This is a genomic window from Aquipseudomonas ullengensis (assembly GCF_014174475.1).
In the GTDB taxonomy this organism is placed as follows: Bacteria; Pseudomonadota; Gammaproteobacteria; order Pseudomonadales; family Pseudomonadaceae; genus Aquipseudomonas; species Aquipseudomonas ullengensis.
In genome coordinates this window covers 438,576-454,614 of sequence record NZ_JACJUD010000003.1, presented here as the reverse complement: position 1 = coordinate 454,614, position 16,039 = coordinate 438,576, and the positions used below count along the sequence as shown (strand labels likewise).

Genomic DNA, 16,039 nt, shown 5'->3' with positions numbered 1-16,039 from the left:
CCAGGCAAGACGAAGATGGGCAAGGACGCGGAGTTTACAAATTGTAAATGAGCAGTCCGAGCCCAGCTTCAACGCAGCATGGCCGAGGATCAAGAGATCCGAGGTAGGTTCTCAGCTCTCTTCGGTATCCCGCTCATCCGCCCGTCTGGAGGTCGACACCGAAGGGAAACGCGACGAAGCGAAGCGCACCACCAATACCGCCAGACCGAGCAGCAGGATCGCCCCGGAAACGTAGACCACGCCCATGTCCGGGCGGTGGTGATGGGAAATGTCGGAAATCATCAACCGGGTCAACGCAGTGATCGCCACGTAGATCAGGAAGCGCACCGGCATGTGGTTGGTCTTGAAGTAGATGCCGACCATCGCCCCCAGTTCGAGGTAGATGAACAGCAGGAGAATGTCGTCCACCGTGATGTGGCCCTTCTCCAGCATGCCGAGGAAGGCCACCACCGAAGCCCAGGCGGTGATACCGCCAATGCCGAACAGGGCCAAGTAATGGAAGGCTTCAACCAGCAGGTTGCCCACCGATTGCGCCTGGTTGTGCATGCTCTCGCGCCATGCTTCGACCCGATTCGTTTTCACCTGTACATCCTTCTGTCGTGTGTCCATTGGGGTTTTGCGCATCTGCCTGGTAATGCCCATGCAGAATGAAGGCCAGCCGCGCAGCATGCTGCTCGATACAGACAAGGACGAGCCGCGCCTGCAAGGCCGTCACACCCACGCCCATCGGTTAAAGTTGGCGAAATAATACTTTGCGCGATAAATTGTTGCGCAAATCACCTCTCCCGGAGAGCGCCATGAGCCCGGCCAAATCCTGCGCCGCCCTGCACCTGGATAACCAGCTGTGCTTCGCCCTGTACTCCACCTCGCTGATGCTGACCAAGGTTTACAAACCTCTGTTGCAATCCATCGGCCTGACCTACCCGCAATACCTGGCCATGCTGGTGCTGTGGGAAGGCGATGGCATCACCGTCGGTGACATCAGTGCCCGCCTGCTCACCGACCCCGGCTCGCTGACGCCACTACTCAAGCGCCTGGAAGCGGAAGGCTTGATCACCCGCACCCGCAGCAGCGCCGACGAGCGCGTGGTGGAACTGCGCCTGACCGCACAGGGCCGTGCCCTGCAGAAGCAGGCCGAAGCCTTTCCCGCCTGTATTGCCGAGGCTCTTGGGCAATCCGGCAGCGAACTGATGGCACTCAAGGACGACGTGATCGCCCTGCGCGACAAGCTGCAAAATGCTCTCTGAATAGCCAGTGGCGTCCGACCCGGGCGCCCTGCGTACGCCTCTCCCTGCCCTTCCCTCCTCTCTCCCCTCACGCAGCCCAGGCCACGCCAGCTTATTCCTTAGCGCACACTTCATTAGCGCGATAAATTTTAAGAAATACCTTGCGCACTAAATAAATCATCCCTAGAGTTCGCTCCACGCACTTAGTTAGCGCGCAAAACTTTAGACAGCAAACAAATCTGGAGATACCGCCATGCAAACCATCAAAGCTCTCTACACCGCGACTGCAACTGCCACCGGTGGCCGCGACGGCCGCGCTGTTTCTTCCGACGGTTTCCTCGATGTGAAACTGACCACCCCACGTGAACTGGGCGGCCAGGGCGGCGAAGCGACCAACCCGGAACAGCTGTTCGCCGCCGGCTACTCGGCCTGCTTCATCGGCGCCCTGAAGTTCGTCGCCAGCCAGCAGAAGCAAGCCCTCCCGGCTGACGCCTCGATCACCGGCAAGGTCGGCATCGGCCAGATTCCCGGGGGCTTCGGCCTGGAAGTGGAACTGAACATCAGCCTGCCAGGCCTCGAGCAAGGCATAGCCGAAGCACTGGTCGCCGCCGCGCATCAGGTCTGCCCGTACTCCAACGCTACCCGCGGCAATATCGATGTACGCCTGAACGTCGCCGTTTAACGCCGTAATAAAAAAGGCTATGTCCCAGTTATGTGTTGCGTCACCTGACTAGCCGCTTTCCGTGCTGCCGAATGCTTCTGGATTCCCGCCTGCGCGAGAATGACGGTGAGGGTGGGACGACGCTGTGCCACACCCCAGCCTCGTCATTCCCGCGCAGGCGGGAATCCAGATCGGTGCCGAGAGGACGGAAAGGCTCCTCCTCTGGCAACACATGAATGGGACATCGCCACAAAAAAGCCCCGACTCGCCAATGGCGGGCCGGGGCTTTTGCATGTGTGGGATCGAATCAGAAACGCAGGTCGGACAGACGCCAGACGTCGAAGGCCGGGATCTCGTAGGGGTGGGCCTGCTTCATGGCCTTGACCACGTCATGGATCAGCTCATCGGCGACCACCAGCTCGACCTTCCACTCCGCCACTTCCTCGGTCCTGCCGAGCTGGCCGAGGAACGGGTCGCTGCCATTCAGAGGTCGGTACTGACCCGTGCCCAAGGTCTGCCAGCAACAGTTGTCATAGTTGTCGATGCGCCCGGCCCCAGCGGCGAACATCGCCGTCTTGACCGCATCCAGATGGCTTTCCGGCACATAGAAACACAGTTTGTACATCGGGTTCTCCAAGGTGCATCGACGAATACGGGAGCCGCTCGGCCCACCCTGCCAAAGCAATAATGGCATTTTGCCTTATCGTTGCCGAGAGGCACAGTTCGCAAGTCTGCATTGGAGTCCCACCGCAGGGGATAGTCCATTTCCTGACTAGAGTTCTTAGCCATAAGCTCGGCCGCTTTAAGAACCCGTGCAGGAAGGCTAAGTTCCTCGGGCAAAGCGCTGCCAGCGCGCCTTGAGGCCCTTGGCAGGCGGGTTGTGACTGCCGTCGCAATAAGGCAGGCGCTGTGATTGGCCACAGCGACAGAGCAGCAACCTTTGCTCGCGCAGCGGTTCGAGACGCAGACCGTCGGTACAACCGGAAAGGCAATCGGGAAGCTCGGGCGAACGCCCGCAGCGGCATAGCAGCAAGGTTTCGCCAGGCAGTACCTGGCGCACCTCGGGAAGCATGACGAAGGGGTTATCGCTCATCGACAACCCCGTCGTCGGTCAGGCGTGGACTCAGTCCACCCACACGCGGGCATTGCGGAACATGCGCAGCCAGCCGCCGTCTTCCTGCCACTCATCCGGGCGCCAGGAGTTCTGCACGGCGCGGAACACGCGCTCCGGGTGCGGCATCATGATGGTCACGCGACCATCACGGCTGCACAGGCCGGTAATCCCGCGCGGCGAACCGTTGGGGTTGGCCGGGTAGCTTTCGCTGACCTTGCCGTGGTTGTCGACAAAGCGCAGCGCCACGGTGCCGGACAGGTCGGATTCGAGCAGGGCTTCCTCGCTCTCGAACTCGGCATGGCCCTCACCGTGGGCGATGGCGATCGGCATGCGCGAACCGGCCATGCCACGCAGGAAGATCGAGGCCGACTCCTGCACCTGAACCATGGCCACGCGCGCCTCGAACTGCTCGGAGCGGTTGCGCACGAAGTGCGGCCAGAACTCGGTGCCGGGGATCAGCTCGTGCAGGTTGCTCATCATCTGGCAACCGTTGCACACGCCGAGGGCAAAGCTGTCTTTACGCGTGAAGAACTCCTGGAAGCCGTCACGGGCGCGGGCGTTGAACAGCACCGACTTGGCCCAGCCTTCGCCGGCACCCAGCACGTCGCCATAAGAGAAGCCGCCACAGGCCACCAGGCCCTTGAACTCGTCCAGGCTGACACGCCCGCTGAGGATATCGCTCATGTGCACATCGACCGCGGCGAAGCCGGCACGGTCGAACGCCGCCGCCATTTCCACCTGGCCGTTGACGCCCTGCTCGCGCAGCACCGCCACTTTCGGGCGCACGCCTTTCTTGATGTACGGCGCCGCGATGTCCTGATTGACATCGAAGCTGAGCTTCACCGACAGGCCCGGATTGTCCTCGTCGAGGAGGGTGTCGAATTCCTGTTCGGCGCACTGCACGTTGTCGCGCATGCGTTGGATCTGGTAGCTGGTCTCGGCCCACTGGCGCTGCAGCAGGCGACGCTGGCCGCCGAATACCGGCTCGCCATTGAAGCTGATGGCCACATCGCTGCCATTGATAGGCTGGCCAATCACCGCCACGCAATCACCCAGGCCGGCGGCGCTGAACTGCGCCAGCACTTCCGGCGTGGCGTCCTGATGCACCTGGATTACCGCACCGAGCTCTTCGTTGAACAGCACCGCCGCCACATCGTCCTGGCCGTCGGCCAGCGCATCGAGGAACAGGCTCAGGCCGCAGTGACCGGCGAAGGCCATTTCCAGCGCGGTGGTCAGCAGGCCGCCGTCGGAACGGTCGTGGTAAGCCAGCAGGTGACCGTCGGCGTTGAGGCCCTGGATCACCGCGAAGAAGGCTTTCAGGTCTTCGGCATCGTCGACATCAGGCACGGTCTGGCCGAGCTTGCCGTAGGTCTGCGCGAGGATCGAGCCACCCATGCGGTTCTGCCCGCGACCGAGGTCGATCAGGATCAGGTCGGTCTCGCCCTTGTCCAGGCGCAGCTGCGGGGTCAGGGTCTGGCGAATGTCGGCGACCGGGGCGAAACCGGTGACCACCAGCGACAGCGGCGAGGTCACGGATTTCTCCTGGCCTTCGTCCTGCCAGCGGGTCTTCATCGACATCGAGTCCTTGCCCACCGGGATGGTGATGCCGAGCGCCGGGCACAGCTCCATGCCCACCGCTTTCACGGTGTCGTACAGGCGCGCGTCTTCACCCGGGTGACCGGCAGCGGCCATCCAGTTGGCGGACAGTTTGATGTCGGAAATCTTCTCGATGCGCGAGGCGGCGAGGTTGGTGATGGTCTCGCCCACTGCCATACGCCCGGAAGCCGGCGCGTCGAGCAGGGCCAGCGGCGTGCGCTCGCCCATGGCCATGGCTTCGCCGGTGTAGACGTCGAAGCTGGTAGCGGTCACGGCACAGTCGGCCACCGGTACCTGCCACGGGCCGACCATCTGGTCGCGGGCAACCAGGCCGGTAATGGTGCGGTCGCCGATGGTGATCAGGAAGCTCTTGCTGGCCACTGCAGGGTGATGCAGCACGCGGGTAACGGCCTCGTCGATGGCGACGCTGGCGGCGCTGAAGTCATCGCCCTGCTCGGCTTCGCGGGTGACGCTGCGGTGCATGCGCGGCGGCTTGCCGAGCAGCACTTCGAGCGGCATGTCCACCGCCTTGCTGCCGAAGTGGCTGTCGTTCACGGTCAGGTGCGGCTCGGCGGTGGCCTCGCCGACCACGGCGAACGGGCAGCGCTCGCGCTCGCAGATAGCCTTGAAGCGCTCGAAGTCGGCGGCGTCCACGCTCATCACGTAGCGTTCCTGCGACTCGTTGCACCAGATTTCGTGCGGGGCCATGCCAGGCTCGTCGTTGGGCACGGCGCGCAGTTCGAAGCGACCGCCACGGCCGCCGTCGTTGATCAGCTCCGGCAGGGCGTTGGAGATACCGCCGGCGCCGACGTCGTGGATGAACTTGATCGGGTTGTTGTCGCCCAGCTGCCAGCAGCGGTCGATGACTTCCTGGCAGCGACGCTCCATTTCCGGGTTGTCGCGCTGCACCGAGGCGAAATCCAGGTCAGCGGAGCTGGCGCCAGTGGCCATCGAGGAAGCGGCACCGCCGCCCAGGCCGATCAGCATGGCCGGGCCGCCGAGCACGATCAGCTTGGCGCCGACCGAAATCTCGCCCTTCTGCACATGGTCTTCACGGATGTTGCCCATGCCGCCAGCGAGCATGATCGGCTTGTGGTAGCCGCGCACTTCATCGCCACGCGGACTGCCTACAGCCTGTTCGAAGGTACGGAAGTAGCCATTCAGCGCCGGACGGCCGAATTCGTTGTTGAACGCGGCGCCGCCCAGCGGCCCTTCGATCATGATGTCCAGTGCGGTGACGATGCGCTCGGGCTTGCCGTACGGCACTTCCCACGGCTGTTCGAAACCGGGGATCTGCAGGTTGGACACGGTGAAACCGGTCAGGCCGGCCTTCGGCTTGGCGCCACGCCCGGTCGCGCCTTCGTCGCGGATCTCGCCGCCGGAGCCGGTGGAGGCGCCTGGGAACGGAGCGATGGCAGTCGGGTGGTTGTGGGTTTCCACCTTCATCAGGATGTGCACCGGCTCCTGGGTCGCCGCGTATTCACGGGTTTCAGGATTGGGGAAGAAACGCCCGGCAACGTTGCCGACGATCACCGAGGCGTTGTCCTTATAAGCAGACAGCACGCCTTCGCGGTGCAGTTCGTAGGTGTTCTTGATCATGCCGAACAGGGACTTTTCCTGGCTCTCTCCGTCGATGTCCCAGCTGGCGTTGAAGATCTTGTGGCGGCAATGCTCGGAGTTGGCCTGGGCGAACATCATCAGTTCGATGTCGTGGGGGTTGCGCCCCAACTCAACGAAACTCTTCACCAGGTAGTCGATTTCGTCGTCGGCCAGGGCCAGGCCGAGCTGGACGTTGGCCTGTTCCAGGGCAGCACGACCGCCACCGAGGATGTCCACGGCGGTCAGCGGCTTGGGCTGGGCATGGCTGAACAGGTCAGCCGCCTGCTCCAGGGCACTCAGCACCAGCTGGGTCATGCGGTCATGCAACACAGCGGCGGCAGCCTGGACATCGGCCTCGCTCAACTCGCCGCTGACGTAGTAGGCAATGCCCCGTTCCAGACGCTGGATCTTCGCCAGGCCACAGTTGCGGGCGATGTCGCTGGCCTTGCTCGACCAGGGCGAAATGGTGCCAAAACGCGGAATGGTCAGGAACAGGCGACCGCTCGGCTCCTGCACCGGCACGCTCGGGCCGTATTTCAGCAGGCGGGCTAGGACTTGCTCTTCATCGGCGGAGAGCACACCGGTGACGTCGGCAAAATGCGCGAACTCGGCGTACAGACCAGTCACAGCGGGGACCTTGGCGGTCAGTTGCTTGAGCAATTTGCCGTGACGGAAAGCGGAAAGAGCGGGCGCGCCGCGCAGGATCAACATCGTGAACAGCCTCTGGGAAGGGGTGTGCTTTGAGGCCGTGCATTCTAGCCTAAAGCGCTGGCGGGCGGCACCCGTCAGCACGCCCGCACAGCGCATCCAAGCCCAGCCCTGCCTGGCGGCATCAACCGCGACAATTTGCCCAAGCTCGCGCAGCGCCTAGCAGAGCGGCAAACCGCTGTCGAGATATGGCGCCCCGTGGGCTTTGCGTATACTGCGCCGATGTTTGCCCACACCGCGTTGCGCATCCAACCAGCCGCCTGGCTGCTAGCGACCGCAATCCTTCTGCTGCTCGGGGGCTGCGATGGCGAAGCCGCCAAGCAGCCCACTACCCTCGAGCGCGTGCAGAAGGAGGGCGTGCTACGCGTGATCACCCGCAACAGCCCGGCTACCTACTTCCAGGATCGCAGCGGCGAAACCGGTTTCGAGTACGAGCTGGTCAAGCGCTTCGCCGACAACCTGGGCGTCGAGCTGAAGATCGAAACCGCGGACAACCTCGACGACCTGTTCGCCCGCCTGAACCGAACGGACGGCCCGGTGCTGGCCGCCGCCGGCCTGGTCGCCAGCGATGGGCGCAAGGCCCAGGCCAAGTTTTCCCAGCCTTACCTGGAAGTCACCCCGCAAGTTATCTACCGCAAAGGCGAGCCGCGCCCCTCGCGCCCGGATGACCTGCTCGGCAAGCGCATCATGGTGCTCAAGGGCAGCAGCCATGCCGAGCAACTGGCGCAGCTGAAAGCCAGCCAGCCCGAGCTCAAGTACGAAGAGTCGTCCGACGTCGAAGTGGTCGACCTGCTGCGCATGGTCGACGAAGGGCAGATCGACCTGACCGTGGTCGACTCCAACGAACTGGCGATGAACCAGGTGTATTTCCCCAACGTGCGCGTGGCCTTCGACTTCGGCGACGCGCGCAACCTGGGCTGGGCCCTGGCGCCGGGCAGCGACGACAGCCTGCTCAGCGAGGTCAACCACTTCCTCGCCCTAGTCGCCGAGAACGGTAGCCTGCAACGCCTCAAGGATCGCTACTACGGCCATGTCGACGTACTCGGCTACGTCGGCGCCTACACCTTCGCCCAGCACCTGCAGCAGCGCCTGCCGCGCTACGAGCAGAACTTCAAGCAGGCCGCCGACAAGCACAAGGTCGACTGGCGCCTGCTGGCCGCCATCGGTTATCAGGAGTCGATCTGGCAGCCGGATGCCACCTCCAAGACCGGCGTGCGCGGCCTGATGATGCTGACCCAGGGCACCGCCCAGGCCATGGGCGTGGTCAACCGCCTCGACGCACGGCAGAGCATCCTCGGCGGCGCCAAGTACTTCGCCCTGATCCACACCGGGCTGACCGAGGACATGAGCGAGCCGGACCGCACCTGGTTCGCCCTGGCCGCATACAACATCGGCATCGCCCACCTCGCCGACGCGCGCAAGCTCGCCGAAGCCGAAGGGCTCAACCCGAACAAATGGCTGGATGTGCAGAAGATGTTGCCGCGCCTGGCGCAGAAACAGTGGTACAGCAAGACCCGCTATGGCTATGCGCGTGGCGGCGAGACGGTGCACTTCGTGCGCAACATCCGCCGCTACTACGACATCCTCAACTGGGTAACCCAGCCGCAACTGGAAGGCACCCAGGTCGCCGAAAGCGGCATCCATATCCCAGGCATCAACCGGACCATTCCCAAGGAAGAGTCCTCCCAGCTGTAGAGCGGGCTGGTGCTAAGGTACGCGCCTACGAAGAGCGCCGCGCCTTGAAGAAGGCACTGAGCATCTCGCTGCACTCCTGCGCCAGCAACCCACCCTCGATCAGCACCCGGTGATTGAGGAACGCCTGGCTGAAGAATTCGCCGCGACTGATCGCCACACCAGCCTTGGGCTCGGTGGTGCCGAACACCACGCGCGCGATGCGCGAATGCACGATCAAGCCCGCGCACATGCTGCACGGCTCCAGCGTCACGTACAGGGTGCTGCCGGGCAGGCGGTAGTTCTGCACCACGCTGGCGGCGGCACGGATGGCGACCATCTCGGCATGGGCACTGGGGTCATGGGTGGTGATCGGGCAGTTGAAGCCGCGCCCGACGACTTCGCCATCCTGCACCAGCAACGCACCTACCGGCACCTCACCCAACGCCGCGCCTTGCCCGGCCAACGCCAGGGCCTCACGCATGAAGCGCTCATCCTGGCTGCGGTCGATGATCTTCGGCTGGCGCATCAGGCCACCGAAATCGCGGCCATCAGGCCGGTTTCCATGTGATCGATGACATGACAGTGGAACATCCACACGCCCGGGTTATCCGCGACGAAGGCGATGCGCGCGGTCTCGTTCTTGCCCAGCAGGTAGGTGTCGGTGAAGTACGGGATGATCGACTTGCGATCCGAATCCAGCACCTTGAAGCTCAGGCCGTGCAGGTGGATGGGGTGCTGGTACTGGGCCATATTGCGCAGCACGAAGATGTAGTGATTGCCCAACTTCAGGTTGGCGATGGGCCGATCCGCACAGGTCTTGTCGTTGATATCCCAGGCCTGCCCGTTGATCTGCCAGTACTTGGCGCGCCCACCCTGTGCACTTTCCGGCGCCAGGGCGGCGGTCCACTCGAAGTTGAAGCGCAAGGTCTCGGCCTGGACCAGATCCGGCTCGGCCACCGGATTGGCGGGCAATGCAGCTGGCCACTCGCCTGGCGCCTCGCTGCTGGCTACCCCCTTAAGGGTAGCCAGACGCAGCGGGCCGTTGCGCAGGGACAACTCGACGCCTGCCGCCGGCACCTTGAGCGCCAGATCAATACGCATGCCCGGCCCCAGCCAATAGTCCTTGCCCAGAGGACGCGGCTTGACCGGGTTGCCGTCCAGCGCATAGATACGCGCCTCGCCGCCCGGCAGGTTGAGGCGATAGGTCACGGTGTTGTCGAGGTTGAGCAGGCGCAGACGCACGACCTGGCCGGCCGGCAGTTCCAGGGTCGGATTGGGCACCGCGTTGATCGTGGTGAGTCGGCCGCGCGTGCCTTCACGAGCCGCTTCGCGTGGCACGCTGAAGGGGGTGAAGGCACCCTCCTCATCCACGTGCCAGGTCTTCAGCGACAGCGTGCGCTCGTGGCGGAAGCCGGTCGACTCGCGCTCCTCGATGATCAGCGGACCAACCAAGCCACGACCAAGCTGCTCGGAGCTGGTGGTATGCGGGTGATACCAGTAGCTGCCGGCATCGGGCGTGATGAAGTTGTAATCGAAGTACTCGCCCGGCAACACCGGCAACTGCGAGACATAGGGCACGCCGTCCATGTCCAGCGGCAGGCGGATGCCATGCCAGTGGATGGTGGTCGGCTCGCTCAGCTTGTTGATGAAGCGCACCCGCAGGCGCTCGCCCTGCCGGCAACGCAGCTCCACGCCTGGCGCCAGGCCGTTGTAGCCCCAGGCGGGCGTCAGGTGACCGAGCACCAGCTCCAGGTCGAACGGAGCGGCGATCAGCTCGTAGTCATGGGTCGCCACGTTCTCCGGGCGACCGAGCCAGTAACGCACGCCGCCGGCACCGAGGCCGACCACACCAAGACCGGCGAGGCCGGCAAGAATCTGTCTGCGGGTAAAAGCCATGTTCCATCCCGTGGCCCGCCTGGGGTGCGGGCGACCAATTGCAACATCTTCTCATTTCAAGGCCCGTCAAGACGAGCACGCCGACGAGGCCGATTGCCGCAGCGCCAAACCTAGAAGGCTCGCGAGCTAGAGCCTGACAAGGCAGCAGCCTTTGCAGATACGACAAGGGCAGCTCGCGCTGCCCTTGCTGGCTACATCACTCCCACTCGATGGTGGCAGGCGGCTTGCTCGACACATCGTAGGTGACGCGCGAGATGCCTTCGATCTCGTTGATGATGCGGTTGGACACCTTCTCCAGCAGCTCGTAGGGCAGATGCGCCCAGCGTGCGGTCATGAAGTCGATGGTTTCCACGGCGCGCAGGGCGACGACCCAGGCGTAGCGACGGCCGTCACCGACCACGCCGACCGATTTCACCGGCTGGAACACCACGAAGGCCTGGCTGGTCTTGTGGTACCAATCGAAGTTGTGCAGCTCTTCGAGGAAGATGTGGTCGGCGCGACGCAGGATGTCGGCGTACTCCTTCTTCACTTCGCCGAGGATGCGCACACCCAGGCCGGGGCCCGGGAACGGGTGGCGGTAGACCATGTCGTAGGGCAGGCCCAGCTCCAGGCCGATCTTGCGCACTTCGTCCTTGAACAGTTCACGCAGCGGCTCGACCAGCTTGAACTGCATGTCTTCCGGCAGGCCGCCAACGTTGTGGTGGCTCTTGATCACGTGGGCCTTGCCGGTCTTGGCGCCGGCCGACTCGATCACGTCCGGGTAGATGGTGCCCTGGGCGAGGAACTTCACGTCCTGCAGCTTGGTGGCTTCCTGATCGAACACTTCGATGAAGCTGCCGCCGATGATCTTGCGCTTCTGCTCCGGATCGCTAACGCCGGCCAGACGGCCGAGGAACAGCTCTTCGGCGTTGGCGCGGATAACCTTGACGCCCATATTCTCGGCGAACATGGCCATCACCTGGTCACCTTCGTGCAGGCGCAGCAAGCCGTTATCGACGAACACGCAGGTCAGCTGGTCGCCGATAGCCTTGTGCAGCAGGGCCGCAACCACAGAGGAGTCGACGCCGCCGGACAGGCCCAGCAGCACCTTGGAGGTGCCGACCTGGGCACGCACGGTGGCGATGGCGTCTTCGACGATGTTGGCCGGGGTCCACAGCGCAGCGCAGCCGCAGATGTCGAGGATGAAGCGCGAGAGAATGCGCCCGCCTTGCTTGGTGTGGGTCACTTCCGGGTGGAACTGCACGCCGTAGTAGCCGCGCACGTCGTCAGCCATGGCGGCGATCGGGCAGCTCGGGGTGCTGGCGAGGATGTGGAAGCCGGCCGGGATCTCGGTGACCTTGTCGCCGTGGCTCATCCACACATCGAGGCCGAATACGCCGTCGGTGTCGACGTGGTCTTCGATGCCATCGAGCAGGCGGCTCTTGCCGACCACGTCGACACGGGCATAGCCGAACTCACGCAGGTCGGAACCCTGCACACGGCCACCGAGCTGCTCGGACATGGTCTGCATGCCGTAGCAGATGCCGAAGATCGGCACATTCAGGTCGAACACCGCCTGCGGCGCGCGCGGGCTGTTGGCCTCGTGCACGGACTCCGGGCCGCCGGCGAGGATGATGCCCTTCGGCGCGTAGGCGCGGATGGCATCGTTCTCCATGTCGAACGGGTGGATTTCGCAGTACACGCCGATCTCGCGCACGCGGCGGGCGATCAGTTGGGTGTACTGGGAGCCGAAATCCAGAATCAGGATGCGGTGGGCGTGAATGTCAGGGTGAGCCATGGCCGTCTCTCGTAGCGGAATTCACAAATGACACGGGGCTGATAGCAGCCCCGGGTCTTATCTAACTTCAAAAATCGATTTGCCACGCCGCGAGTGCAGCAGCGGCACATCGATTTTTTAACCAACCCGATAGTTGGGTGCTTCCTTGGTGATCTGCACATCGTGCACGTGCGACTCGGCCATGCCGGCGCCAGTGATGCGCACGAACTCCGGCTTGGTGCGCATTTCCTCGACGGTGGCGCAGCCGGTGTAGCCCATGGAGGCACGCAGGCCGCCCATCATCTGGTGAACAATGGCGCTCATCGCGCCCTTGTACGGCACACGACCTTCGATGCCTTCCGGCACCAGCTTCTCGGCACCGGCCGAGGAATCCTGGAAGTAGCGATCGCTGGAGCCTTGCGACTGCGCCATGGCACCGAGCGAACCCATGCCACGGTAGGCCTTGTAGGAACGGCCCTGGAACAGTTCGACTTCGCCCGGCGCTTCTTCAGTACCAGCCAACATCGAGCCGATCATCACGGCGGAGGCGCCGGCGACGATGGCCTTGGACAGGTCACCGGAAAAACGGATGCCGCCGTCGGCGATCAGCGGCACACCGGTGCCAGCCAATGCAGCGGCGACGTTGGCCACGGCGGAGATTTGCGGTACGCCGACACCGGCGACGATGCGGGTGGTGCAGATCGAGCCCGGGCCGATACCGACCTTGACTGCATCGGCGCCCGCCTCGGCCAGGGCCTTGGCCGCTTCACCAGTGGCGATGTTGCCGCCGATCACCTGGACTTCCGGGAAGGTCTGCTTGACCCAGCGCACACGGTCGATCACGCCTTTGGAGTGGCCGTGGGCGGTGTCGACGATGATCACGTCGACGCCGGCAGCCACCAGCGCGGTAACCCGATCAGCGGTATCGGCACCGGTGCCGACCGCTGCGCCAACGCGCAGGCGACCTTGGTCGTCCTTGCTGGCCAGCGGGTAGGCCTTGGCCTTCTCGATATCGTTGACGGTCATCATCCCTTTCAGGTTGAAGGCGTCGTCGACGATCAGTACGCGCTCGATGCGGTGCTTGTGCAGCAGCTCGCGGGCTTCCTGCTTGTCGGCGCCTTCGCGCACGGTGACCAGGCGCTCTTTGGGCGTCATCACATCACGCACCAGCGCATCCAGGCGAGTTTCGAAACGCACGTCACGGGAGGTGACGATGCCGACCAGGTCGCCATTGCTCAGCACCGGAACGCCGGAGATGTTGTTCTGCCGTGTCAGTTCGAACAGGTCACGCACAGTGGCCTCGGCCTCGATGGTGATCGGGTCCTTGACCACGCCGGCCTCGAACTTCTTGACCTTGCGGACTTCGGCAGCTTGCTGCTCGACAGTCATGTTCTTGTGGATGATGCCGATGCCGCCTTCCTGGGCCATGGCAATCGCCAGGCGCGCTTCGGTGACGGTATCCATCGCGGCGGAAACCAGCGGGATATTCAGCACGATGCCGCGGGTCAGTTGGGTCTTGAGGCTGACGTCCTTGGGCAGGACTTCGGAATAACCAGGGATCAGGAGAACGTCGTCAAACGTCAGTGCTTCTTGGCTGATGCGCAGCATGGCGGGGCTCCCGAGCGGGAAAATAAGAAGCGCGGCATTATACCTAGCCGCCCCCATTCACTCAATGCAAAGAATCAATCGGCTCACTCCGAAATTGCCGAGCGGCACCGGCGGCGTTCACACGCGCACCAGCACCTGCGACACGGGATAGCCCAGGCGCTCGGCGAATTCCTCGAGAAAGCGTGGTTTGAAGCGTGCCTCGTCCCAGTTATTGAAGATAAAACCCAGGTTGGAGAAGGCGCACGACTGCAGGAACAGGAAGCCGTTGATGTCGTCCTCATGCCCGCATTCCGGGCAGCGGAAGTTGTCGGTGTGGCCGGGCATCCACTCTTCCAGGCTGTCGAACAGCGCTTCGCCGATCTCCCGGCGACACCCCGGGCATCCGGCTTCCTCCTTGAAATCGATGGTCGGGGTATAGATGCAGCGCTTGCTGATGACCTCCAGGCCATTCAATGGCCGGCCGAACGGCAGCAACTCCGGCCGCTGCACAATCTGCCGCGCGCCTGGCGCGATGGCATAGGCCATGCCTCGTCCGCCTCGCCCGCAGGTAGTCGGTTGTTCCTCGACAATGTTGCGTTTGACCAGCCAGCGCAGCAGCGCCCAGGCCTTGGCCTCATGCCCGGGCAGGCTGGAAATCTGCGGCACCAGGATGATCTGCTGGTCACTCATGACGACATACCGAATCGAAAACAGGCGCGCAGCTTAATCCCGGCAGCCCGCCGGTCAAGGCCGGCCGACCTATGGCTGGCCCGGCAAAGCCTTTATCATGCCGAGCATGATCAACGACCCGTTCCAGCGCCTCGGTCTCGACCGCGACGTCCTCAGCGTCAGCCAACTCAACAACCGCGCACGGCTGCTGCTGGAGGATGTGTTCGCCCAGGTCTGGGTCGAGGGCGAAATCTCCAACCTGGCCAAACCGGCCTCCGGGCACCTGTATTTCACCCTCAAGGATGGCCAGGCCCAGGTGCGCTGCGCCCTGTTCCGGCAGAACGCCACACGGGTGCGCCAGGCGCTGCGCGACGGCCTGGCGGTCAAGGTGCGCGGCAAGGTCTCGCTGTTCGAGGGGCGTGGCGACTACCAGCTGATCCTCGATACGGTCGAGCCGGCCGGTGACGGCGCCCTGCGCCTGGCCTTCGAGGCGCTCAAGGAGAAACTCTCCGCCGAAGGCCTGTTCAGCGCCGAGAACAAGATCGCCCTGCCCGCCCACCCGCAGCGCATCGGCATCATCAGCTCGCCGACCGGCGCGGTGATCCGCGACATCATCAGCGTGTTCCGCCGCCGCGCCCCGCAAGTCCGCCTGACCCTGGTGCCGACCGCAGTCCAGGGCCGCGACGCCACCGCGCAGATCGTCCGCGCCCTGCAACTGGCCGACCGCGCCGGCTTCGACGCACTGATCCTGGCCCGTGGTGGCGGTTCGCTGGAGGATCTCTGGTGCTTCAACGAAGAAGCCGTGGCCCGCGCCGTGGCAGCCTGCCAGACGCCAATCGTCAGCGCCGTCGGCCATGAAACCGATGTATCGATCAGCGATTTCGTCGCCGACGTGCGCGCGCCCACGCCATCGGCCGCCGCCGAGTTGCTGGCTCCCGATAGCAGCGACCTGCAGCAGCGCCTGGACAACCTCAAGCGCCGCCTGCTGCTGCGCCTGCAGGATCGCATCGCCCGCGAGCGCTTGCGCCTGGACGGCCTGGCCCGGCGCCTGCGCCACCCCGGTGAGCGCCTGCGCCAGCAGGCCCAGCGCCTGGATGACCTGGACATGCGCCTGCGCCGTGCCTTCAGCCAGCAACTGAACAGCCGCCACGAACGCCTGGCGCGCCTCGAAGGTCGCCTCAACGCGCAACACCCGGGGCGCAACCTGGCCCTGCTGCGCCAGCGCCTGGACAGCCTGGCCGAACGCCTGCCGCGCGCCGCCGAGCAGCAGCTGCGCCAGCGCCGCCAGACGCTTGAAAGCCTCGCGCAGACCCTGCATATCGTCAGCCCACTGGCCACCCTCGGGCGTGGCTACAGCATCCTGCTCGACGACCGCGGCCAGGCCATTCGCAACGCCGCCCAGACGCGCCCGGGGCAGAAGCTCAAGGCACGCCTCGGTGAAGGCGAGTTGGACGTGCGGGTGGAAGACAACCACCTGACGCCGGTGATCCTGTCGCTGCTGGATTAACCCTGATGGTGGATGGATAAAGCGTCATCCACCCTACGCCGGACTC

The 16,039-nt window shown here is 64.2% G+C and carries 13 protein-coding genes; 4 read left to right on the top strand and 9 right to left on the bottom strand.

All coding sequences use genetic code 11. The features are described 5' to 3' along the window. Positions 1 to 111: 111 nt before the first annotated feature. Positions 112 to 609 (bottom strand): phosphate-starvation-inducible protein PsiE, encoded by a 498-nt coding sequence (locus H3H51_RS11415; protein ID WP_183089158.1) that lies wholly within the window; start codon positions 607 to 609, stop codon positions 112 to 114. A 188-nt stretch (positions 610 to 797) separates the two neighbouring features. Here H3H51_RS11415 and H3H51_RS11410 point away from each other — a divergent pair, with 188 nt between their 5' ends. Together H3H51_RS11410 and H3H51_RS11405 are read left to right on the top strand one after the other, a co-directional pair. Then, positions 798 to 1,247, top strand: a complete 450-nt coding sequence (locus tag H3H51_RS11410) for a MarR family winged helix-turn-helix transcriptional regulator (RefSeq protein WP_183089157.1) — start codon at positions 798 to 800, stop codon at positions 1,245 to 1,247. 232 nt (positions 1,248 to 1,479) lie between these two features. Further along, the gene (locus H3H51_RS11405) at positions 1,480 to 1,908 is read left to right on the top strand and encodes an organic hydroperoxide resistance protein (protein WP_183089156.1); all 429 of its coding nucleotides are present in this window, start codon (positions 1,480 to 1,482) and stop codon (positions 1,906 to 1,908) included. A 286-nt stretch (positions 1,909 to 2,194) separates the two neighbouring features. On the opposite strand, the gene H3H51_RS11400 is transcribed toward H3H51_RS11405, so the two are convergent. The 3 genes from H3H51_RS11400 to purL all read right to left on the bottom strand — a co-directional run bounded on the left by H3H51_RS11400 (position 2,195) and on the right by purL (position 6,907). Then, entirely contained in the window at positions 2,195 to 2,512 is a 318-nt protein-coding gene (locus H3H51_RS11400; protein ID WP_183089155.1) for a Nif3-like dinuclear metal center hexameric protein, read from the bottom strand. Positions 2,513 to 2,710: 198 nt separating this feature from the next. Beyond that, on the bottom strand, positions 2,711 to 2,980 hold the full coding sequence (locus tag H3H51_RS11395) for a CDGSH iron-sulfur domain-containing protein (protein WP_183089154.1): 270 nt from the start codon (positions 2,978 to 2,980) through the stop codon (positions 2,711 to 2,713). 30 nt (positions 2,981 to 3,010) lie between these two features. Then, a complete protein-coding gene (purL, locus tag H3H51_RS11390) occupies positions 3,011 to 6,907 on the bottom strand; it encodes a phosphoribosylformylglycinamidine synthase (RefSeq protein ID WP_183089153.1) in 3,897 nt (1,298 codons plus the stop codon). 219 nt (positions 6,908 to 7,126) lie between these two features. Here purL and mltF point away from each other — a divergent pair, with 219 nt between their 5' ends. Beyond that, positions 7,127 to 8,599, top strand: coding sequence for a membrane-bound lytic murein transglycosylase MltF (gene mltF, locus H3H51_RS11385; protein WP_183089152.1), 1,473 nt, complete (start codon positions 7,127 to 7,129; stop codon positions 8,597 to 8,599). Positions 8,600 to 8,624: 25 nt separating this feature from the next. Here mltF and tadA read toward each other — a convergent pair whose 3' ends face one another. The 5 genes from tadA to H3H51_RS11360 all read right to left on the bottom strand — a co-directional run bounded on the left by tadA (position 8,625) and on the right by H3H51_RS11360 (position 14,507). After that, the gene (gene tadA, locus H3H51_RS11380; protein ID WP_183089151.1) at positions 8,625 to 9,104 is read right to left on the bottom strand and encodes a tRNA adenosine(34) deaminase TadA; all 480 of its coding nucleotides are present in this window, start codon (positions 9,102 to 9,104) and stop codon (positions 8,625 to 8,627) included. Beyond that, positions 9,104 to 10,474: a multicopper oxidase family protein gene (locus tag H3H51_RS11375; protein WP_183089150.1), complete on the bottom strand. Its 1,371-nt coding sequence runs from the start codon at positions 10,472 to 10,474 to the stop codon at positions 9,104 to 9,106. Before H3H51_RS11375 ends, tadA begins: the two co-directional genes overlap by 1 nt. Before the next feature lie 196 nt (positions 10,475 to 10,670). After that, entirely contained in the window at positions 10,671 to 12,251 is a 1,581-nt protein-coding gene (gene guaA / locus H3H51_RS11370) for a glutamine-hydrolyzing GMP synthase (RefSeq protein ID WP_183089149.1), read from the bottom strand. Between the two features lie 117 nt (positions 12,252 to 12,368). Continuing rightward, a complete protein-coding gene (gene guaB, locus H3H51_RS11365; protein WP_183089148.1) occupies positions 12,369 to 13,838 on the bottom strand; it encodes an IMP dehydrogenase in 1,470 nt (489 codons plus the stop codon). Between the two features lie 117 nt (positions 13,839 to 13,955). Next, on the bottom strand, positions 13,956 to 14,507 hold the full coding sequence (locus H3H51_RS11360) for a sugar ABC transporter ATPase (protein WP_183089147.1): 552 nt from the start codon (positions 14,505 to 14,507) through the stop codon (positions 13,956 to 13,958). 106 nt (positions 14,508 to 14,613) lie between these two features. Here H3H51_RS11360 and xseA point away from each other — a divergent pair, with 106 nt between their 5' ends. Continuing rightward, positions 14,614 to 15,993, top strand: coding sequence for an exodeoxyribonuclease VII large subunit (gene xseA / locus H3H51_RS11355; protein ID WP_183089356.1), 1,380 nt, complete (start codon positions 14,614 to 14,616; stop codon positions 15,991 to 15,993). Positions 15,994 to 16,039 lie beyond the last annotated feature (46 nt).